Genomic DNA, 18,514 nt, shown 5'->3' with positions numbered 1-18,514 from the left:
CCGCCTTGCCGCCTGAGGAAGGCCCCGGACGCGGAACTCCCGGTGCCGCTACCACGGCACCGGGAGTCCTCACCGAAGGTCGGTCAGCTCAGCGGGGCACCGCCGGGCTGCACGACCTTGTTCACCGTCAACTGGTACGGCGCGTACTGCGTGACCTGCTCGGTCGGCTCGTCGTAGGCGACGATGGCGACCACCGTGGGGAAGGCTGCCAGCAACGCCGTCTGCACCAGCCCGAGCGTGAAGCCCGACTTGCCGTCGACCTCGAACTGCAGGGCCGTCCGAAGCTTCTCGTCGAAGCCGACGAACCGGACGTTCCAGTTCGCGACCGGCGTCGGGGAGACCTCCGACGGCGAGTCGAACGCATCCAGGTTCGACCCGTCGCTGACCAGCGTGCCGCCGACCGTGATGTCGTCGACCCGCAGGCCACCCTCGTTGACCCCACCGTCGCTGACGTAGCGGAAGCTCAGCAGGATGTCCTGCCCCGCGTACGCCGACAGGTCGAACGAGTGCGGCTCGAAGCCGTCGGTGGTGCCGTTCAGCGACGGCCCGTACGGCCCGGCGACGGTCTTGTCGCCCTCGATGGCGGTGTAGCTCTTGCCACCGTCGGTCGAGACGCTGACGTAGCCGTAGTCGTAGCCGGCCTCGGCGCCGTACTTGGCCAGGAAGGTCAGCGTCGGGTCGGCGGCCGGCACACTCACCGGCGTCACCGCGGCGACGTCGAGGCTGTTGCCGTTGCCCGACCACAGCACCGCGTTGCCCGGACGGTCCGGGTCGTCGGTCACCGTCGTCCAGGCCAGCGGCACCGCCGGCAGCGTCTCGGCGCCCTTGAAGGTGATCGACCGCAGCTCGCCCCGGCTCAGCGGCTTGCCGTTCGCCTTGCGCAACTGGACGTAGTCGGCACCGTTCGGCGCCGCGCCCGGCATCGCGTGCGTGGCCGGGTTGGCCAGGTTCACCGTGGCGTTCAGGCTGGCCGAGGTGACCTTGCGCTTGTCCCGGCCGAGCATCACGCCGAGCTTCGAGTTGCCGACGATCCGGTCGACCAGGTTCATCGTCTGGTAGTCGTGGATCACGCCGTAGAGATCGGTGACCCCCTCGTCGGCGAGCGCGGCCTCCAGGCTGGCCAGGCCCTGAAGGTCGCCGTCGCGGTGCAGCCGCGAGATGAAGTCCAGGCCGTACCGGTCGTAGAGGAACAACGTGAACGAGTACGCGTTGCCGTAGTCGGCGAGTACCGCGTTCGGGTTGCCGCCCTCGTTCCACAGGTTCAGCGAGTTCTCCGGCCCGCCACAGTCCCGGGGATTCGTGTTGTAGTCCGTGCGGACCGTTCCGAAGCCCTGGAAGCAGTAGATGTGACTGTCCGCGCCCGGCTGGTCGATCCGGGCCGCCGCGTCGCTGTAGCCGCCGAGCGTCTGGGCGAAGTCGGAGAGCCCCTCGTTGATCAGGATGCTCTCGAACGGGTCGGTGTAGTAGTGCGCCAGGTGCTGCCACTCGTGGATAAACGTGGACTCGTACAGGTTGGGACGAGCCGGCCGGCTGGTGCACAGGTCGTCGGTCGGCTCGTTCGGCGGGTTGACGCCGGTCCGATGCGCCCAGTCGTACGCGTCGACCGTCATGATGTTGCGGTCGAGCAACTCGTTGAAGAGCGAGAAGAAGAACCCGGCGATGTACGTCGGCGCGGCCGGGAAGTCGTAGAAGTTGTCGTCCCGGACGTTGTCGACGAGCGTCACCGTACGGTTGCCGGCGCCGGTGAAGTCGCCGTCGAGCTGCGCGTTGCTGCCGTCCCGGTCCGGCGGCGTGCTGAACGCGGCCGTCGACTTCGGATACATGTTGGTGTCGAACTCGTCGACCAGGCGGGTCACCTGCGCGTCGGTGACCACCGTCGAGTTCGCGATCTGCCGGCGGCAGTCGCCCTCCGGGAACTCGGTGTCGTTGGCGACCCAGACCTCGATGTGGTCGCCCACGCCGCGCAGCGTGTAGTCCTTGAGGTAGATCACGCCCTGATAGTCGTCGAGCGCGAGCCACTGCCGTACCGTGCCCACCGGCGGCGTCTCGGCGGCCTGCGCCGACTTGCGCTGCGCCTGCGGCTGATACTGCCGGGGCACCTCGACGGGCTTGCCGTTGAAGGTGAAGTCTTTCCGGGTGAGGTCACGGACGTCGCTGGCGATCCCGGTCGCCGGAGCCGGAGCGGGCTGGGCCGCCTCGGTGCTCGGACTGGCCGCCGCCGGCTGGGCGACGACGAAGAACGGTAGGACGATGGCGCAGGCTGCTATCCCCGCAAAGCGGCGTCGAGCCACAGAACCTCCTCATAGCCGACAGACCCACTCGACCCCGGTTGGCCAGGGGCTATGGATCTACGCACGCTGATCGAGCGCCCTCGTATCCTTTGCACAAGTGCATCTATCAATCAAGCCTTGACATAGTCGAAGTCGATGATTGGCCGGTGGCTGTCCCACCGATGGCCGGGACGGTGCCGCTTCACGCCCACCTGTAGCGCGTACGGCCTCACGGCCGTCGAACGGTACGGTTCTGGCGGTCGGTGGCCGGATGGCCGCGGACCGGCTGCGCCGCTGCACCGCACACACGCCACCCGGCACCTACGATCCGGTGTCCTTCACGGGACAGCCTGCTTCCCGGGGTGCCGGGTCCGGCCCGGTCAGTTCCGGCGGTTGATCACTACGAAGGCGACACCGCCGACGACGATCTCGGCGAAGAGCAGCAGCGCGAACACCATGCTCGGCTCGACACCGAGCGCGACGGCGACGGCCGCCACCGAGGTGAGCGGGAACGCGGCCAGACCCAGCACGGCCAGGGCCCGGGTCAGAATGGCGTCGTCGCGTTCGTCCCCGGTCTGCGACCAGGCCCGCTCGAACGTGGTGGCGCGGTCCGGTCGTTTGCTCAGCCGCCAGACCATCAGCAGGAGGGCGAGCAGCCCGACCGCTGCTCCCTGGAGGAACCCGACACCCATGTTGCCGGGCGCGTGCTCCCGCAGCAGCAACCCCACGGTGACGATCAGCGCCACGACCGCCAGCAGGATGCCGCCGACCGCCAGTTTCCGCAGGGTGCTGCGACCTTCGGTCGTGCTGCGATCGTCAGTCGTGTGGTGCCCCTCAGTCGTGCTGCGATCCTCAGTCGACATGGAAGATCTCCTCTACGGTGCGGTGGAAGTGGCGGGCGATGGCGATGGCCAGGGGTAGCGATGGGTCGTAGCGACCGGTCTCGATCGAGTTGATCGTCTGCCGCGAGACGTCCAGGGCCTCGGCCAGTTTCCGCTGGGACAGCCCGGCAGCCTGCCGCAGTTCACGGAGATCGTTCCGCAACCAGCACCTCCGATGTCAAGCAACCTTGTCACGTCAAGGATGCTTGACACTGCTGGTGCGGGCGGCAGATCAACCTCGGCTCCTTTGGTCCGGGGCTGACGTGGTGCTCGCTCAGGACATAGCATCGATGCTATGACCTGGGGGAGCGTGGAGCTGGAACCGGAAGTCCGAGACTGGCTGGAGGAGTTGCCGGGCGAGTACTTCGCAAGAGCCGCGTTCTACATCGATCTGTTGGCGGAGCAAGGCGTGCTGCTTGGCGAGCCGTATACCAGGCAGATCGACGGCAAGCTCAGGGAGCTGCGGTTCTACCTGGATCGCGACGCGGTGCGCGTGACCTACTGGATGGCCTCCGGTCGGAGGATCATCCTGTAGACCGTGTTTGGGAAGACTCGGATGCGCGAGGATCGGGAGATCGAGCGGGCGCGCCAAGAGCTTGAGCGCTGTATGGCTGAACGGCATATCGTGGTCGAGGGGGCAGAGTGATGGCCGATCGGGTTGACTGGAACGACCTGCGGGAACGCCGGATGACGGAGCCCGGTGTGGCGGAGGCGTACGAGGCGACGCGCCTGGCTTTCGAGCTTGGTCAGGAGGTGCGGCACCTCCGGGAACGCAGTGGCTGGAGCCAGAGTCAGCTAGCCGGCGCCGCAGGGATGACGCAGTCTGCGGTAGCCCGCTTTGAGGCTGGAGGCACCGTTCCCACCTTGGCCGTTCTCGAGCGGCTCGCTCGCGCCCTGGACCGCAAGCTTGATGTGAAATTCGCCCCGAAGGCCTCGCCGATGCTCGCCGACCGGTAGACGTCTTCGATCTCCACGCCGGCCTCGCGCAGGTACTCGGCCAGGCTCACGTTCCCGAGCTGGCGCAGTTCGGCCAGCAGGCCCGGCCTCGACGTGGGTAGTGCCGAGCGCAGATTGCGCAGCACAATGTCCTTGGCCACCCGGTCGAGCTGGGTGTGGCAGCCGCTCGGCAGGGACGGGAAGTCGTCGCGTACCGCCCGCAGCACCATCCGCGCCCGCGCGTCGTTGCCGGTGTAGACGCCGTCCAGCTCCGCCGGGTCGTACCCCTGCCCGCGTTTCCACCCCACCTGCGACAGGTCCACATCGTCGTGCAGGCCGAAATACTGGAACGGTGCCAGGAGTCGCCGCTCCAGCGCCTCCCACAGATGCAGCTCCACGGCGGCGCGGCCATCGAACCACCGCCGCACGTCGCCGCCGTCACTGCGGTCCGGCGTCGCCGTCAATCCCAGGAGTACGCGCGGCTGAAGCCGCTCCAACAGCCGGGCGTACGTCGGTGCCTCCGCATGATGGAACTCGTCGACGATCACCATGTCGTACGCCTCGGGATCGATCTCCCGCCGGTGCAGCGACTGGATGGAGGCGAAGACGTGCCGCCAGTTCTGCGGCGCCCGGCCCCCGACGAGCGTCTCGCCGAAGCTGCCGTCGCCCATGACCTGCCGGAACGTCGCCAGGCTCTGCCGCAGGATCTGCTCCTGGTGCGCGACGAAGAGCAGCGAGTCGACCGCCTTCTCCCGGTGCAGCCGGCGGTAGTCGAGCGCCGCGACCACCGTCTTGCCCGTACCGGTGGCCATCACCACCAGGTTCCGCCACCGACCATGGACCTTGTCACGGCGCTCGCCACGCAGCGCGGTGCGCAGCCGGTCGGCGTCCTGGCCCGGGTCGTAGTCCTCGAACGCCGGATCGTGCCAGTAGTCCTCGAACGTCGCGGTGAACGTGTCGATGACGTACGGCTGCTCGACGTCCGAGATCCGGACGTTCCACTCCACCCCGTCGATCAGCGCCGTCTTCGACAGGTCCGAGGGAGCCGACGTACGCGGTGGTCATGCCGTTGTTGCGGCGAAACAGCCAGGCTTTGGCGTGCAGGCGGGTGGTCCGGGTCTCGTAGGACACCTTGATCTCAGCACCCAACTCAGCGAGTCGGTCCAGGGCGCGCTGGTCGGTCGCACCGAGGTACGTCGTGGTGATGACCCGCAGCCGACCGCCACGGTCGATCAGCTCGCGGATCGCGCCCTGCACCTGGAGCAGACCGTGCCACTTGATGAACGCGCAGAGCAGGTCCACCTGCACCGCCGAGGCCATCTCGTGGGTGACCTCGTGGCCGATACGCGGCTGATGCCGGCCGTTGACCAGCAGCGCGCCGGTGGAGAGCGGGGTGGTGGGCCGCTGCGGAAAGGCGGGCGCGGTCGGCGGTGCGGCGATGGCGTGCAGCAGGTACTTCGCGTCGGTGACCTGGTCATCGACGGTGGCTGCCTGCGGGCTCAGGGCGGCGATGGTGTCGGCTATGCGGTTGGCCAACTCGACCTGACGGTGGAGCTTGTCGTCACCACCGCCGACGGCGTGCAGGGCGCGGTGAGCGAGGGTGGCGATGTGACGGGCGAGGGCATCCGGGGCGTCAGCCGGGTCGAGCTTCCCGTGCTGGACCAGCGCGGGGTCGACGCGCCGCAGCCGCTCGGCGAGTTCGCGGGTGACGACGTGCTCGTAGACACCCCGCTCAAGGTCAGTCACCCGGAAGCACCGTCACTTCTCGTTGTCTGCTGATTCGCGCGGCGTGGTGACGACTTGACACCACCGAGTATCACGCGGGATTCATTGCCGGTAGCAGACTGGATGTCTGCAGCCGGTCGTAGGCCAACTTGATGTGTGGAGGTGTGAAGATCCGTGCCTTGCGGCCACTCCAGTTACGGACTCGCTCGGTCAACTCGGCGAGGTCATTGGTCGGTGGGTGTAACGAGGCCGCGTAGTGCACGGTGGCCAGCAATTCAATGCTGTAGGGAGCTTCGAAGCCTTCGACGAGTCGCGAGAACTGCTTCAACGCTTCTGGGGGCGGCGGGCCTTGGGCTGCCCAGAACCTACTGACTGCTTCGACGGCGCCGGCCGTGAGGCGGATCGGTTGAAGCTCCTCGACTCGTGCCGACCTATCACCGAAGCCGCTGAGGTAGTGCCCTTCCAACCGGTCAAGGACGTGGTTGAGGTTTTCGGCGTAGGGGCCGTATCTGCCGCGACTAAACTTTAGCCGTAGCGGCTGTCCTAGAACCTGAAGGAAGTAGGCGATCTTTTGAATCTCGAGGAGTGTGACACCGTCGCGTGGTTCGAGAGCTCGCGCGCGTTGTAGGTAATTGTCAACGGCCCGTAGCAGAGTGGCCCGCCCAAGGGTCAGCGAGGGCTTCTCGGTCGCTACTGGCATATCGGCCGGATCCGGTGCCCCCTCCGGTGGGAAGAGCAGCACCCGCACCTCGGGAAGCTCCGCAAAGGCCCGCTCAATGACCGGACGAACATCACCCCAGGCAAGCCCACCGTTGCCACAACCTAGAGCGGGCACCGCTATCGAGGTGATCTGCCGTTCGCGTACGACGCGGACGAGATCAGCGAGGCCGGCCTGGATGTCGGGAAGCTTGGAGTTGGCCCGCCAGTGACCCTTGGTGGGGAAGTTGATCACGTATCTGCGGGGGCCGAGGCGGGTCGAGTCGAACACGAACATCCGACCAAGCCCGACCTCGTTGTTCGCGCATGCCGTCCGGTAGGCCGCGTAGTTGGCCGGGTAAGCGCGCTTGAACTGGAGTGCGATGCCCTTGCCCATCACTCCGACCGTGTTCACGGTGTTAACCAGCGCGTCGGCATCGGCGGTCAGCAGATTGCCCCGACTCGGAATGATCATCGCTACACCTCCCCCCGCTTGTATCCGTAGTACCAGTCTGGTCTGACATCAACGTACGGCTCGATCATGCCAGCGTCACGAAAGACCTGCCTCACCTGCTCCTGCCGATCCATCGTCCGCACGACGTAACCGGCGAGCAGGCTGAGGGGAAACTCTCGATGCACCAGGAACTCGGCCGCCCGTCGACGCATCCGGTCCATGTCCTCATCGCCATCCCTCCAAAACCTTGCCCGCATCAACGGCCAGTCGACGAGGGTCGCCAGCTCACCGAGCACGGTCGTGAAGGTGGTGAGCCCGACGGCACAGTTGCCGTCACTCGCCACCCAGCTGAGCCTGGCAGCATGAACTTGTTCTGCCGAGCTGACCAGGTAGACGAGCGGATCATCGCCGCCCGGGTAGCAACCCAGCTTGCCGTCCCGATGGTCGCACGCAATCCGGTACATCATGGGGGAGCGTGGGGCGAAGTAGAACGGCACGTAGTCAGCGACGAAGCCGTAGGGTGGGCAAGGGACGGGTCGATGCCGTCGGCGAGCCTTGATTTCTGCGGCGCCAACGTTGGTCGCCAACTGCGGGCCGACGCTGGTGTCCGAGAAGAGTCGGCCGGCTTTCACGACGCGCGGCAAGTTATCGATATGCGTGAAGTGCATGATCGTGGTCGGCCGCGGGCGCTCAGTGTTAGCCACCATCGATCAGCTCAGCTCGCTTGGATCGATCCGGGCCTGCACCTCCGCATGTTCGGCGAGCAGGAAGAGCAGGTTGGATCCGTCGATCAGCTCAAGCGGCTTCCCGGAGGCGAACTCGTACGACGCGGGTCCGTAGCCGCTGGTGGTCACCAGAATGCCCTTGGAAGCGCCCTCATTCTGCAGCGTGCCGAAGAGGTCCCGGACCGACGAAACGTCGACGGTGTTGCGGTAGCGCTTGGCCTGGATGACTACCTTGCCGCCGAAGATAGGCCGAGGATCGAAGGCGACGCAGTCGACTCCACCATCGCGGGAGGCGCGCGTCTGCTTGGTGTCTAGCCCCATCTTCGCGAAGAGGTTCTGAATCAAGCTCTCGAACTCGGTGGGACTCAGCTTCAGCAGGTTTGGCCGCTGGTCGAGGTCAGCCAGCACGTCAACCTCGTCAACGAAGCGCTTGTCGACCATGTCGAACTCGAGCACGGGGCGGACGGGTGCCAACTCGGCCGGGCGTTTCGACACGGATGCGTTGAGGTGTTGCAGGCAGGCGCTGGGGTCGACCGCAGCGAGGTTCAGTCCGGCGAAGACGTCGCGCGTGGTCCGAAGCGTCACCAGACAGGGCTGCACGTTAACCCCAGTGCGTGGATCCGTGGTGTCGACGATGCCGTTGAAGACTATCGTGTCTACGAGGCCAGAGCGGTCGGCCTCGAAGAGCTCGTGCACGGTACGCAGCGTGACCTGACCGACGATGTTCGCGTAGCGTTCTTTGATCTCCTTTGTTGGCCGAGCCGTCGCGGTGATCTCGTCACGGACCTTGACGTAGCGGTACTCCCGTACAGGTGGGACGACATCGAGCGTCGGCAGGTGATACTCCACGACCAGCTGACGGGACTCAGGAACGTATGCCAGTCGGTACTGCTGTGGGAAGTCGTCGGGGTAAACCGAGTTGCCGAAGACCATGCTGAAGTACTCGACAACCACCCCGGGCTCCCCGGCGGCGAACGCGACGGCGAACTTGTCAATCTCGGCGTTGTGGGCGGCAGCGTCCGCGTCGGCCTTAGCACAGCGGCGCTGATAGGTCTGCTGTGCGGCAGCGAGCTTCCGCTGGCGGTCGGCCTCGGCGGTCGCGTGCTCCGACTGAGATTGGGCAAACGCGTGCCGCGCGACGGCGAGCTGCTGCTGGTACCTGGCCTGGCCCCCGAACAGCTTGCTCAGACCCGTCGGTGGTGATGGTTCAAAGCGGCGCCAGTCCGGCGGTGGCGCAGGGGTGCCGAGCCTTCCAGGGGTGAACGGCTGATGGGCGACAGTCTTCTTGAGTTGGCTAAAGTCAATATGATCATCTACCTCGAGCGTCGCGGCCAAGAGGTTGTCCAACGCGCCAAGGCGAAGCTCAAGGTCCGCGTTCATGGCGGCCACCTCTGCGCTACGCGCCTCGGCGTACAGCCGCTTGCGTTCGCGTTCATTCACTAGAGCGGCGCGCTGGGCTTCCCTCTTGGCCCGCTCCGCCTCGCGCTGCAACTGTTGGTGATGCCGGTAAGCCGCAGTCTGAGCATGCCGTTGAGCGCGTACCTGACGTGCGTGCGCCCGCTGCATCTCCTTGAGGATTCCCACGTTTGTCCTAAGAGGTAGACGAGTGCGGAGCCGAAACCCTAGCCAGCGATCCAGGGTATTGGCATCCGTGCGATCGCCCGACAGTCGCAGCTTTCGTGGTGAAAAGAACGTGCATGTCCAGTAGTCGAGGCATCGTATTGTCGCATGTCGGACAGTTTCTTTAATCTTCGAATCGAGATCGACCACCTCGGTGGCCATCTCATCTCGGCCGACCGGTCGAGAAGTTGATCGTGCGGGTGCGCTTTCGCTACCTCGTGGTTGGGTGGTGATCACGCCTGTTCGTTGACTAGCGTTCGAGGTCGGCAAATGGTGTCCATCGCGCTTCGTGATCATCTTCCTGGACCGACCTGACGCGCCACCGGAACTCAGCGGCGACGGCCGAGGAGGTTGCCAGGAGTGGCGTGGCGGCAGCGATCATCTTCAGCTCGCGGGCGTCGCGGAGCAGCGGCCAGCACGGATCGGTAGTGACGTCGACGCCGTAGGAGGCGACCATCCTGGCGTGGTAACCGACCTCACCGAAGCGGGTCTCGTTGGCGGCTACAGCAGCAAGGTCGACCTGCCATGGGCCGAGGCACGTGGCGTCGAAGTCACACATGACGACGCGTCCGGAGGGCTCCCTGAGGAGGTTGCCGACGTGAGCATCCCCATGGATGAGTCCCGAGGCCGTCCGCTGCCTCAGTGCTGTCAACTGGGGTTCCAGGCGGTCGCACCACGTCGAGAGGAAGTCGTGCTCGTCTTGCCTGAGCCCTTCCGCGTCGGCCAACCGACGACGCGCATCACCGATCGGATCCCACTCGGGGGGCTCGATCGACGGAACGGGAAGTGCATGGAACTCCCGTAGGACCTGGCCGAGATCGTCGACGGTGGGACCCGGGGGTGTGGGTGGGACATAGGTCCACACAGAGGCGAGCAGATCGCCCACGGCCATCGGTTCCGGAGCTGCCGGGGCGAGCCGGATCGTGGGTGCGTTCATCAGCGCAAACCAGTGGGCGAGGGCAACGACCTTCGCTACTCGGTCCCGGAGCCGATGGGTTCGGGCAATCCGGATGACCAACGTTGGGTCGGGGAGGGCGAAGACAGCGTTGTTCGCGAGCTGGAGTAGTCGAGCATCTCCGGTCGGGACGTCTAGCCGGGCGGCGATCTGCCGCATGGCTTCTGTCATCGCTTCCTCGGTGAACCGGCCCTTCGCCCGCATGCTCACCGCCGAGCTTCGAGAGTGGCGACATCCTGCGCAAAGGCGGCAACTTCTGGGAGCTCCCGGTGCCGTCCCATATCACGGCGCAGGTTGTGCACCCGATCGATTACCCGCACTGAGCTCATGCTCTGAGCTTGCTGCAGCATGCGGCGCCCAACGGCCAGCGCCTGCTCAGGTTCGTCAGCGAGGAAGAGCGCGCTGCACAGTCCGACCTCGTTGAGCACGCTGCTACGTACGTTTCCGGGACCGAACGCAGTGACCGCGTCGCTCACAAAGCGCACTGCTGCCGCCCCATGCTTCTTGTCCTGCCGGGCCTTGTCGCGGTACACGCGACCGTACTGGGCCAGTAGCTCTCCACGGTCGTAGAACGACATCCAACTTGGTTCCCGCTCTGGCCGGATCCGCTCGAACTGCGAACTGGATTCGCCGAGCGTCCGCTCTGCCGCTTGATGATCGCCTATTGCCGCGAGTGAGGCCGCCTCCGCGCCCAGCAGCAGGGACGTGACCGCCGGTGTCGCCTGCAGCCCGAGCTGCCCGCGAGCGAGCTGTAGGGCAGCCAGGGCGTCGCGATTGTGTCGCAGGTGCTGCAACTGTTTTGCCTGCGAGTACCGGATCATCGCAGTCAAGGGACGGTCATCGGCCGTCAGCGCGGCTCGTTCACCGGCGACGAAATGCCGCTGGGCCGCCGAGTGCCGGCCCGCGTCCAAGGCGGTCCAGCCGGCCAGCTGTCGAGCCGCTGCGACGGCCGCGACGAGCTGCGGTGTCAGGCTGGCGGGGTGTGACCAGTCGAGCATCTGGTAGACCGACTCGGCGAACCTGGACACCTCCTCGTACAGCAAGCCGCCACCACACTCGGCATCGACCGACCAGTAGAGCTCCAACACGGCGTTCAGGCGCGCGAGATCGGCAGTGCCGATACGTCGGCGTGAGACAGTGCTGCCGCCGAGAAATTCTGCACCGGCAGCGACGGCGGCGATTCCCGCTAGGAGCATCCGCCGACTTTCGTCAGGCCCCTTGTCGGCGGTGACGGTTCGAGGTGTCCTTATGCTCTCGGAGCGACGGCCCCGGCCTGCCACGTCGAACCATAGGTGTTCTGCAGGAACACCCAGCAGGGTCGCCCAATGTGAGAGTCGGTCGAGGTGCACCATCTGCGGGCCGTTCTCCACGCGGCTGGGCTGTGCTTGCGTGATGCCTAACCAGCCCGCCACCACGGCCTGAGGTCACGCTCCCCTCCCGTGATACGGGTGGTGCCGGTACGCCCGGATCACCCGCCCGAGGTGGCGATCAGCGAGAGCCGCTCGCAGCGGCGGGTGCGACCAGAACGACGCAGGCACCTCCGGCGGCGCGCTGAGTCGGTCGCGTTCAGCCGCGTGGCAGGGCGCGCAGCGTCCGCTGTCGTTGTCGCGGGCCAGGCGTCCTCCGCAGCGGGGGCAGTTCGCAGGTGTCACCGGCAACCTCGCCGTTCGCGGGTGGCTGTGTCCGTTGCGCTCCGTCGAGCCTAACCATTCAAACGGTTTTGTGGGCGCGCGGTATACGCGTCACGTATATCGACCATCCTCGCGGTGTCATGTCGTCGGAGTGTGGTCGGACTCAGCCTGCGTGGAGACCATCCGACGGAAGGAGCAGGATGCTCACCATCGACCGAGTCAGCACCGGCCGGACGCTCGTCTCCGAGGAACTGTTCGCCCGGCTGACCGCCCGTATCGTCCGCGACCATCCTGAACTGGCCGCCGACCTGCCTGCCCGGATCCTGGATCAGGCGCTCGCCTTTCTCGCCGCCTGCGCCACCACCAACGAACCCGCTCGGTCCGAGTGACCTGGTGGACATCGGCTGGCACACGTTCATCCTGCACACACGCGAGTACGCCGAGTTCTGTCAGCGCCTCGCCGGTCGGTTCATCCATCACCAGCCTGAACCTGACCCGGATGACTCACGCCGCTCCGGACCCGAGCCGATCGGCGCTCCGATCTCCCGGACGGTCGCCGCCATCGTCGCCGCCGGCTTCGCAGTCGACCATGAGCTGTGGGGTGGCGCATCTGCGGAGTGCAGTCAGTGCCACGCCGGCTGCCACGACAGCCCGACCCGCTGATCCGTCCGGACGGCGGTCCCGGGCTTACGCTGGCTGGGACCGCCGCCCGGAAGGCCACCGATGCCGCACCACCGCCACCACTGGCACGACCTCCCCGGCTCACTGCGTCGGGAGGTCGAGCGGCATACCGGCGGAATCATTCGGGCTGAGATCGTGCCGGACGGGGCCTCCTGTGAACTCGCCGTCACGCTCGACACTGCCGCAGGTCAGGTGTTCTGCAAGGGTGGGCAGGCCGACAGCCGGACTGCGTGGCTCTATCGCAAGGAAGCCCGGATCAACCGGTGGCTTCCTGACGTCGTACCCCGCCTCCGCTGGACCGTCGAGCGTGACGGCTGGCTTCTGCTCGGCTTCGAGCACGTGTCCGGCCGCTACCCGAGGCTGGATCCCGGCTCCCCGGATCTGGACGCCGTCGCCGACCTGTTGGCCATGCTCGCCCGGGATCTGACGCCATGTCCGCCGGTCGAGGTGCAGCCGTTCACCATACGGTGGCGCGGGCTCATCGCCCCGGAGTTGGTCGACGGGGACACCCTGCTGCACACCGACATGACACCTCGGAATTTTTTGTTCGGCGACCGGCTCAGGCTTGTCGACTGGTCCGCCCCTTGCCGAGGCGCCGCCTGGATCGACGCCGCGTTCATGCTGGTACGCCTCATCCTCGCTGGCCACACTCCGGCGGACGCCGAGGCATGGGCCAGACAGATCCCGGCCTGGGCGCAGGCGTCCGACGAGGCTGTCACTACCTTCGCCATCGGACTGGTGCGACTGGGGGAGCAGCGGCAGTGCTCACGTCCTGCACCTCATCGCGGCCCGCTTCTCGACGCGGCACAGGCTTGGTCGGCCTACCGAGAAGGCGCGAGTGGACAGTAGATGCTGGCCAGACGCGGCGCAGCCCCGTTATAGCGGGACCTTGAGCGTTCTGATAACTGTCTCCCAGTCCGACTCAGCGTTGAGGGGTGCCACTGCGACGCCTGCCTCTCGGAGTAGCTGCAGGTGCCGGTTGTAGCTCGGGTGGGCAGCCAATTGAGGCTTTACGTTGGGGAAGGCGTGGACGGGGATGCTGGCTCCGAGTGCTTCGTTGAGAATGCCGAGTGCGAGAGTGTCATTGACACCTTGAGCCCATTTGTTGATCACGTTGAAGGTGGCCGGTGCGACCGCCACAGCCGTAGCTGGCGGATGTGGCTCCGGCTCGCCGGGCCTTCGCCATTCCGCCCGCACCGGGTAGCCGGTCTGCTCTGCAAGCGCCTCGCGGTCGATCCAGGTCGCGGCGGTCGGTGTGGCGGTGAGGCACACGGCCCAGCCGTCTTCCTGCAGCAGGTCGATCAGTTCACCGATCCGCAGCACCGGAGGTGCCGCGCAGACGACCAGGGCCAACACCCTTTGACTGTTCATGCCGCAAGACTCGCCTCGACCACGATCGACGGAGATCCGCGGTGCACGATGCAATCTGGCACGCTTTCCCAACCGGATCGCAGCCGGGTCTCCTGCGCCCAGCCCCACGAGTCATAGGCACCTCGGGCGATCGCATTGTCAGGACGGACGAGCAGGTAGATCCGCACGAGTGCGTCCGTGAGTTGCTCGGCCGCGTCGGCACCGTAGGTCTGCAGCGTGAGATTAGCGATCATCCCGTCACCTGTTTGTCGTAGCCGTGAACTGGCACACGGCTAAGGCCATCCTCATTGCTCATCCGTCTCCACGTCAGCGTGTATTCGTCCCAAAGGCGACGGCCTTTTCATACGCCGCCAAGATGGAGCCAGTGAGTTCGGGTGTGACGGCAAGCGTCGTTGTGGAGTTGATGTCGTGGCGGGCACCATTGCCGTCGATGACGGTGGCTCCCGCCTCTCTGGCGATGACTACCCCGGCCGCCATGTCCCACGGATGGTTGGACAGGGTCAGAGCGGCGTCGAGCCTGCCCTCGGCGAGCCATGCCAGGTCGAGCGCCGCGCTGCCGGTCATCCGGATCCGTTGGACCTCGGCTGCCAGTTGGCCAGTCAAGGCGAGCCGCAGCCGGTTTCGTGCCTCCGCGTCAAGGCCAACCGCGTAGTCCCCGATGGCGACGAGGGCCTGACTCATGCGGATGGTGCTGCTGACAGTGATCGGCTGCCCGTTGGCGTGCGCCCCCTCACCCTTCGCGGCGGTGTAGGTCGCGGAGAGAAACGGCAGTTCGATGACGCCAAGTACTGCTTCGTTGCCGTGCACGAGCGCGAGCGACACCGCGCACAGCGGCAGGCTCCGAACGTAGTTCGATGTCCCGTCGATTGGGTCGAGAACCCACCGCTTGCTTGTCGATCCGCTCGATCCTCCCTCTTCGCCGAGGAATCCGATGTCGGGCGTTTCAGTTCTCAGGAAGGTTCGTAGATCCCGTTCGATCGCGTAGTCCAGCTCGGAGACGACATCTCGGTCACCCTTGGCGGCAAGCGCTCCGGGTGACTGCCATCGCATCGCGTCTGCCGCCCGCCGCGTAGCCTCGGCCGCAAGCGACAGATACTCCCGGTAGTCGCTCACAGCGCCCGCCTGCCCCGCCACTGCGACTCGAAGACCTGTTCAAACACCGGGTATAGTCCCACTCCTGGCTGTCCCTGGCGCATCACGAAGGCAGGGGAGTCGACGCCACGGTTGCTTCCCAGATAGGGCTGGGCCACGCACAAATCATCTACCAGGATGATGTTGAAGCGGAGTGTCTCGTCGTACGTCGCCAGTTCCAGCCGATCCCGTAGTGCGACGGGCACACGATCGCGGACCCGAAGCAAGGTCTCGATATTCAGTTTGGTTAACGCCGCGAGTTGGCCAGTCGGGAATCCTTCCTCCCGCTCACGCGACTGGATCGACGTGCCGTCCGGGTCAAGGAACAGGCAGCGGACATGCGCGTTCCGCTCTAGGAGCTCCTGCCAACGTCGGTCGGCGTAGTCCTGACAGAGCACGTTGAGCGACAGCCCGACCGCCCGCACGACTCGTGCACCCTCGAACAATTGATCTGCCGGTATAGCCGCAGTCAGGTCACATCGACTCTGATAGACAGCCGTCAGGCCACACATCGAATCGGCAGTAGCGGGCACTGCCAGGGTCCTTTGATCTCCTTGGACGGCATAGCGAGCAACATTGAAACGCTCGTGAACGTCCTCGGTGGACGTGCCGAGAGCCGTGTCGAGTGCAGCTTGCATTTCCGGCCGTGGGTAAACCGCACTCTGCCCGGCTTCCCACTTGGACACAGTCCGCTCGGCTACGCCGAGGTGGGCAGAGAAGTCCTTGATGCTCAATCGGAGCGCCTGGCGAAGCGCTCGTGTCTCCAGCCCGGTCCACCGCTGCACCGTGGTCATCGTGCCGCCTTCTGCTCGCGTCGGCATCGGTTGAAGTGCAGCCTATCGCCAGTGCGTGCAGTGCAGTTACCGGCATGGTGCAGTCCGTAGTCATGTCGGTATCGAAGCCCTCCTTACCAGGGTGGATGCAGGGCCCGGGGCGGGTGCTGGGCTCCGGTAGGCGTCGACCCGAACGACGCGTACCGACCCCGCCCGCCTCGGTGCCGCATCACATGAGCGAAACGAGCGTGCCGAGGCCGCCGTAGTACGTGACCGCCGAGCAGGAGGTAGCGCAGCGATGATCTACGTGAGCGGGGAACGACTCCAGTCGCACCACGTCCGGGCCGCCGACTTCGGTCGGCGTTGGCGAGGTCTGGACCCCGCCCAGGTGTACGACTACCTTGACCGGGTCGCCGATGAGCTGGACCGCCTGCACCGGCAGCTCGTCACGGCGAACACCGAGGCCGAGCGGGTCCGGCAGGCGCTGCGGCAGTGGCAGTCCCGCCAGACCGAGAACCGGCAGGTCGAGCACCAGCGGACCGAGAACCGGCAGGCGCGGCACGTACACCCGGTGGGGGAGCGCCGGTGACGGAGGCGGCGGCACGGGCGGCGGTCACCCGCTGGCTGCGGCTCGTGCAGGCGGATACGGAGCTGTCCGCGTACCTCATCGGGGTCGATCTGGACCGGCTCGCCGCGCACCTGATCCGGCAACTCGTGGGCGGCGGGCCGGTGTTGGAGGGGTGGCCGGGGCTGTCGGAGGCGCTGCGGCGGCGGGCCGGTGACTACCTGGCGGGAGCGCTCGCGAGCGGCGGCCCTGCGGTGATCGACGAGGTCGCCGCCGAGTTCCAGGCCAGTCTGGCGGGGCAGTGCCCGCTACCGGCATCGGAGCTGGCGCTCGTCGTCGCCGCCCTGGCCCGGCTGGTCGGCGGCGGCGGTGACCGGGCCGAGCGGTGGGCGCTGCTGGCGGTACTCGGCCGGGTCCACCACCGGCATCGGCTGCGGCCCGAGCACGGTCCGCTGATCGGCGCCGCCCTGGCGACGGTGGCACCGCGACTCTGTCCGCCGCCGGTCGCCGTCGGCTGGGAGCGACGGTGGCGGTGGGCCTGGGCGCTCGTCGTGCGCGCCGCCGGGCGCATCGGCGACGGGCCGGCGTTCTGGTCGGCCGAGGTGACCGGCCGCGACCTGGCCGCCGAGGGCATCGCCATCCTGACGGTACGCCCGTGGCACCCGCTGCCGTTCCGGCCCGGCCAGGCGGTGCCGCTCTGCCTGCCGCAGCACCCGGGCCGGTGGCGCTGGTACTGCCCGGCCAACGTCCCACGCCCCGACGGCACCGTCGAGCTGCACGTCCGCGCGGTGGCCGCCGGCGCCGTCTCCCGCAGCCTCGTCCACGAGGTACGCCCCGGCGACTCGCTCCACTTCGGCCCACCCGTCGATGTCGGCCTCAGCCTGCCCGTCTCCTCGCCGTCGGTCCCTCGCCGGGACCTGCTGCTGGTGGCCGGCAGCACCGGGCTGGCCCCGCTGCGCGCCCTGGTCGAACAGGTTGCCGCTGCGCCCGACAGTCGAAGGATGACCCTGGTCGTCGGCGTACGCACCGTCGCCGACCTCTACGACGCGATCACCCTGGACAAGCTCGACCAGGCTCACCCCTGGCTGACCGTCGTGCCGGCGTTCTCCCACGACCCGTCTGTCGCACCCGCCGAGCAGGGTGACGCGCTGGCCCTCGGGCTCTATCACTACCGTCCCGGCCAGGATGTCTATGTCTGCGGTCCGCCCGCGATGCTCGACGTTGCCCAGCGACGACTTCCCACCGCCGGGATACCCGCCGATCGGATTCATCTGCCGGATCGGATCCCGTGGCGATGACCGGCGCGCGGGACCATGAAGCTGGCGTTCATCGACAACGTGGGTGGAAGCATGAGGCAGGCGCGGCAGGTGTGGCCTCCTCATTGGTCCAGGTGAATGCAAATTTGCAGTCAGCAACTGCTTTCCTGGTGAGGATTGAGGCATTTCGAGAATGATGAAGAAGCGGTCTTGGGGTTACTCCTGGTGATCTGAACAGGGTGCTTCCTACGCTGGATCGGGACGGCCCGCGCCCCGAGACGCGGGGCGGACAGTGGTCCCATTCTGTCGTCCGGTGCTGTGTCACGGGGGTTCCTGATGCCGACCATCAACAGTCTTCGTATCCTGTTCACTGCGATTGTGGCCGTACTCCTCGCCGCCGTCGCGGTGCCCACGCCGGCCCTGGCCGAGCCGTCGACGGGGACGGCGGAACGCGTCACGCGGTACCTCGCCGCCAACCCGGGCGGCACGGTGCTCAACGACAACGAGATCAGCTATCGGAACGGCGAGCTGATCGTCACCCTCGACGCCCCGGTGGGCAGCTACGGGGTGGCCGACTGTCCTGCGGGCTGGTTCTGCTTCTACGAGTGGCCGAACTACGGCTACCCGCGCGGGCGGCTCTCCTCCTGCGGCTGGCAGAACCTCTCTGACTGGAGTTGGCAGTTCCGGGTCGAGTCGGCGCACTACAACCTCGGCAGCGGCCATGTCGGCTTCTATTACCACGACCAGGAGCTGTTCCGGGTCAACCCGAGCAAGCGGGTCCACAGTGATGCCGGAAAGTGGCGGAACTGGGCGAGCCGCGTCTACCGGCACTGCCCCTGACCTT

20 protein-coding genes and 2 pseudogenes are annotated in these 18,514 nt (G+C 66.7%); 9 read left to right on the top strand and 13 right to left on the bottom strand.

Annotated elements, in window-relative coordinates; all coding sequences use genetic code 11:
- Positions 1-83 precede the first annotated feature (83 nt).
- A complete protein-coding gene (locus tag ID554_RS06475; RefSeq protein ID WP_223884463.1) occupies positions 84-2,291 on the bottom strand; it encodes a choice-of-anchor J domain-containing protein in 2,208 nt (735 codons plus the stop codon).
- A 135-nt stretch (positions 2,292-2,426) separates the two neighbouring features.
- On the opposite strand from ID554_RS06475, the pseudogene ID554_RS32950 reads away from it, so the two are divergent.
- Positions 2,427-2,486, top strand: a pseudogene (locus ID554_RS32950) (hypothetical protein); the annotation flags it as partial.
- A 164-nt stretch (positions 2,487-2,650) separates the two neighbouring features.
- On the opposite strand, the gene ID554_RS06465 reads toward ID554_RS32950, so the two are convergent.
- Together ID554_RS06465 and ID554_RS06460 are read right to left on the bottom strand one after the other, a co-directional pair.
- Positions 2,651-3,133 (bottom strand): hypothetical protein, encoded by a 483-nt coding sequence (locus tag ID554_RS06465; protein WP_199489245.1) that lies wholly within the window; start codon positions 3,131-3,133, stop codon positions 2,651-2,653.
- Positions 3,123-3,314, bottom strand: a complete 192-nt coding sequence (locus ID554_RS06460) for a helix-turn-helix transcriptional regulator (protein ID WP_117228951.1) — start codon at positions 3,312-3,314, stop codon at positions 3,123-3,125. The genes ID554_RS06465 and ID554_RS06460 overlap by 11 nt, the downstream gene beginning before the upstream one ends.
- A gap of 132 nt (positions 3,315-3,446) precedes the next feature.
- Between ID554_RS06460 and ID554_RS06455 the strand changes: the two genes are divergently transcribed.
- Both ID554_RS06455 and ID554_RS32720 read left to right on the top strand, forming a co-directional pair.
- Positions 3,447-3,686 carry a type II toxin-antitoxin system RelE/ParE family toxin gene (locus ID554_RS06455; RefSeq protein WP_191088733.1) on the top strand — a complete coding sequence of 80 codons (240 nt, stop codon included), beginning with the start codon at positions 3,447-3,449 and terminating at the stop codon, positions 3,684-3,686.
- Between the two features lie 110 nt (positions 3,687-3,796).
- Positions 3,797-4,108 (top strand): helix-turn-helix domain-containing protein, encoded by a 312-nt coding sequence (locus tag ID554_RS32720; protein ID WP_117229034.1) that lies wholly within the window; start codon positions 3,797-3,799, stop codon positions 4,106-4,108.
- A gap of 188 nt (positions 4,109-4,296) precedes the next feature.
- Here the strand turns inward: ID554_RS32720 and ID554_RS32715 are convergent.
- The 6 genes and pseudogenes from ID554_RS32715 to ID554_RS06420 form a co-directional block, all read right to left on the bottom strand.
- Positions 4,297-5,833 (bottom strand): annotated as a pseudogene (locus ID554_RS32715) (DEAD/DEAH box helicase family protein); the annotation flags it as partial.
- 70 nt (positions 5,834-5,903) lie between these two features.
- A complete protein-coding gene (darG, locus tag ID554_RS06440; protein ID WP_117228952.1) occupies positions 5,904-6,983 on the bottom strand; it encodes a type II toxin-antitoxin system antitoxin DNA ADP-ribosyl glycohydrolase DarG in 1,080 nt (359 codons plus the stop codon).
- Between the two features lie 2 nt (positions 6,984-6,985).
- The gene (gene darT, locus ID554_RS06435; protein ID WP_158573776.1) at positions 6,986-7,666 is read right to left on the bottom strand and encodes a type II toxin-antitoxin system toxin DNA ADP-ribosyl transferase DarT; all 681 of its coding nucleotides are present in this window, start codon (positions 7,664-7,666) and stop codon (positions 6,986-6,988) included.
- A 6-nt stretch (positions 7,667-7,672) separates the two neighbouring features.
- Positions 7,673-9,469 carry a restriction endonuclease gene (locus ID554_RS06430; protein ID WP_223884461.1) on the bottom strand — a complete coding sequence of 599 codons (1,797 nt, stop codon included), beginning with the start codon at positions 9,467-9,469 and terminating at the stop codon, positions 7,673-7,675.
- A gap of 88 nt (positions 9,470-9,557) precedes the next feature.
- Positions 9,558-10,466, bottom strand: a complete 909-nt coding sequence (locus ID554_RS06425; protein ID WP_223884627.1) for an aminoglycoside phosphotransferase family protein — start codon at positions 10,464-10,466, stop codon at positions 9,558-9,560.
- A gap of 2 nt (positions 10,467-10,468) precedes the next feature.
- Positions 10,469-11,677, bottom strand: coding sequence for an XRE family transcriptional regulator (locus ID554_RS06420; RefSeq protein ID WP_223884460.1), 1,209 nt, complete (start codon positions 11,675-11,677; stop codon positions 10,469-10,471).
- A gap of 416 nt (positions 11,678-12,093) precedes the next feature.
- On the opposite strand from ID554_RS06420, the gene ID554_RS31395 reads away from it, so the two are divergent.
- The 3 genes from ID554_RS31395 to ID554_RS06410 are packed head-to-tail and all read left to right on the top strand — an operon-like array spanning position 12,094 to position 13,423.
- Complete coding sequence (locus tag ID554_RS31395) at positions 12,094-12,282, top strand: hypothetical protein (RefSeq protein WP_223884459.1); 189 nt, start codon at positions 12,094-12,096, stop codon at positions 12,280-12,282.
- Positions 12,283-12,286: 4 nt separating this feature from the next.
- Complete coding sequence (locus ID554_RS31390) at positions 12,287-12,556, top strand: glycine-rich domain-containing protein (RefSeq protein ID WP_223884458.1); 270 nt, start codon at positions 12,287-12,289, stop codon at positions 12,554-12,556.
- Between the two features lie 60 nt (positions 12,557-12,616).
- Entirely contained in the window at positions 12,617-13,423 is an 807-nt protein-coding gene (locus ID554_RS06410; RefSeq protein WP_117228955.1) for a protein kinase family protein, read from the top strand.
- Positions 13,424-13,450: 27 nt separating this feature from the next.
- Here ID554_RS06410 and ID554_RS06405 read toward each other — a convergent pair whose 3' ends face one another.
- From ID554_RS06405 to ID554_RS06390, 4 genes are all read right to left on the bottom strand, one after another.
- On the bottom strand, positions 13,451-13,930 hold the full coding sequence (locus tag ID554_RS06405) for a flavoprotein (protein ID WP_223884457.1): 480 nt from the start codon (positions 13,928-13,930) through the stop codon (positions 13,451-13,453).
- A gap of 11 nt (positions 13,931-13,941) precedes the next feature.
- Positions 13,942-14,178: a hypothetical protein gene (locus tag ID554_RS06400; RefSeq protein WP_117228957.1), complete on the bottom strand. Its 237-nt coding sequence runs from the start codon at positions 14,176-14,178 to the stop codon at positions 13,942-13,944.
- A gap of 73 nt (positions 14,179-14,251) precedes the next feature.
- Positions 14,252-15,058 (bottom strand): inositol monophosphatase family protein, encoded by an 807-nt coding sequence (locus tag ID554_RS06395; RefSeq protein ID WP_223884456.1) that lies wholly within the window; start codon positions 15,056-15,058, stop codon positions 14,252-14,254.
- Positions 15,055-15,870 carry a DUF5919 domain-containing protein gene (locus ID554_RS06390; protein WP_158573777.1) on the bottom strand — a complete coding sequence of 272 codons (816 nt, stop codon included), beginning with the start codon at positions 15,868-15,870 and terminating at the stop codon, positions 15,055-15,057. Before ID554_RS06390 ends, ID554_RS06395 begins: the two co-directional genes overlap by 4 nt.
- 277 nt (positions 15,871-16,147) lie before the next feature.
- Here ID554_RS06390 and ID554_RS06385 point away from each other — a divergent pair, with 277 nt between their 5' ends.
- The 3 genes from ID554_RS06385 (at position 16,148) to ID554_RS06375 (ending at position 18,510) form a co-directional block, all read left to right on the top strand.
- On the top strand, positions 16,148-16,438 hold the full coding sequence (locus tag ID554_RS06385) for a DivIVA domain-containing protein (RefSeq protein ID WP_117228959.1): 291 nt from the start codon (positions 16,148-16,150) through the stop codon (positions 16,436-16,438).
- On the top strand, positions 16,435-17,712 hold the full coding sequence (locus ID554_RS06380; protein WP_117228960.1) for an FAD-binding oxidoreductase: 1,278 nt from the start codon (positions 16,435-16,437) through the stop codon (positions 17,710-17,712). Before ID554_RS06385 ends, ID554_RS06380 begins: the two co-directional genes overlap by 4 nt.
- Positions 17,713-18,048: 336 nt before the next feature.
- A complete protein-coding gene (locus ID554_RS06375; RefSeq protein WP_147333498.1) occupies positions 18,049-18,510 on the top strand; it encodes a peptidase inhibitor family I36 protein in 462 nt (153 codons plus the stop codon).
- Positions 18,511-18,514 lie beyond the last annotated feature (4 nt).

Source organism: Micromonospora craniellae, assembly GCF_014764405.1.
Taxonomy (GTDB): domain Bacteria; phylum Actinomycetota; class Actinomycetes; order Mycobacteriales; family Micromonosporaceae; genus Micromonospora; species Micromonospora craniellae.
This window is presented reverse-complemented; position numbering and strand designations above follow the sequence as displayed.

What these genes read in the sequence shown, in the direction of transcription:
- ID554_RS06465 (WP_199489245.1), bottom strand. Translation starts at nt 3,133, where the DNA reads ATGTCGACTGAGGATCGCAGCACGACTGAGGGGCACCACACGACTGAC.
- ID554_RS06455 (WP_191088733.1), top strand. Translation starts at nt 3,447, where the DNA reads ATGACCTGGGGGAGCGTGGAGCTGGAACCGGAAGTCCGAGACTGGCTG.
- ID554_RS32720 (WP_117229034.1), top strand. Translation starts at nt 3,797, where the DNA reads ATGGCCGATCGGGTTGACTGGAACGACCTGCGGGAACGCCGGATGACG.
- darG (WP_117228952.1), bottom strand. Translation starts at nt 6,983, where the DNA reads ATGATCATTCCGAGTCGGGGCAATCTGCTGACCGCCGATGCCGACGCG.
- ID554_RS06430 (WP_223884461.1), bottom strand. Translation starts at nt 9,469, where the DNA reads ATGGCCACCGAGGTGGTCGATCTCGATTCGAAGATTAAAGAAACTGTC.
- ID554_RS06425 (WP_223884627.1), bottom strand. Translation starts at nt 10,466, where the DNA reads ATGCGGGCGAAGGGCCGGTTCACCGAGGAAGCGATGACAGAAGCCATG.
- ID554_RS31395 (WP_223884459.1), top strand. Translation starts at nt 12,094, where the DNA reads ATGCTCACCATCGACCGAGTCAGCACCGGCCGGACGCTCGTCTCCGAG.
- ID554_RS06410 (WP_117228955.1), top strand. Translation starts at nt 12,617, where the DNA reads ATGCCGCACCACCGCCACCACTGGCACGACCTCCCCGGCTCACTGCGT.
- ID554_RS06400 (WP_117228957.1), bottom strand. Translation starts at nt 14,178, where the DNA reads ATGATCGCTAATCTCACGCTGCAGACCTACGGTGCCGACGCGGCCGAG.
- ID554_RS06390 (WP_158573777.1), bottom strand. Translation starts at nt 15,870, where the DNA reads ATGACCACGGTGCAGCGGTGGACCGGGCTGGAGACACGAGCGCTTCGC.
- ID554_RS06385 (WP_117228959.1), top strand. Translation starts at nt 16,148, where the DNA reads ATGATCTACGTGAGCGGGGAACGACTCCAGTCGCACCACGTCCGGGCC.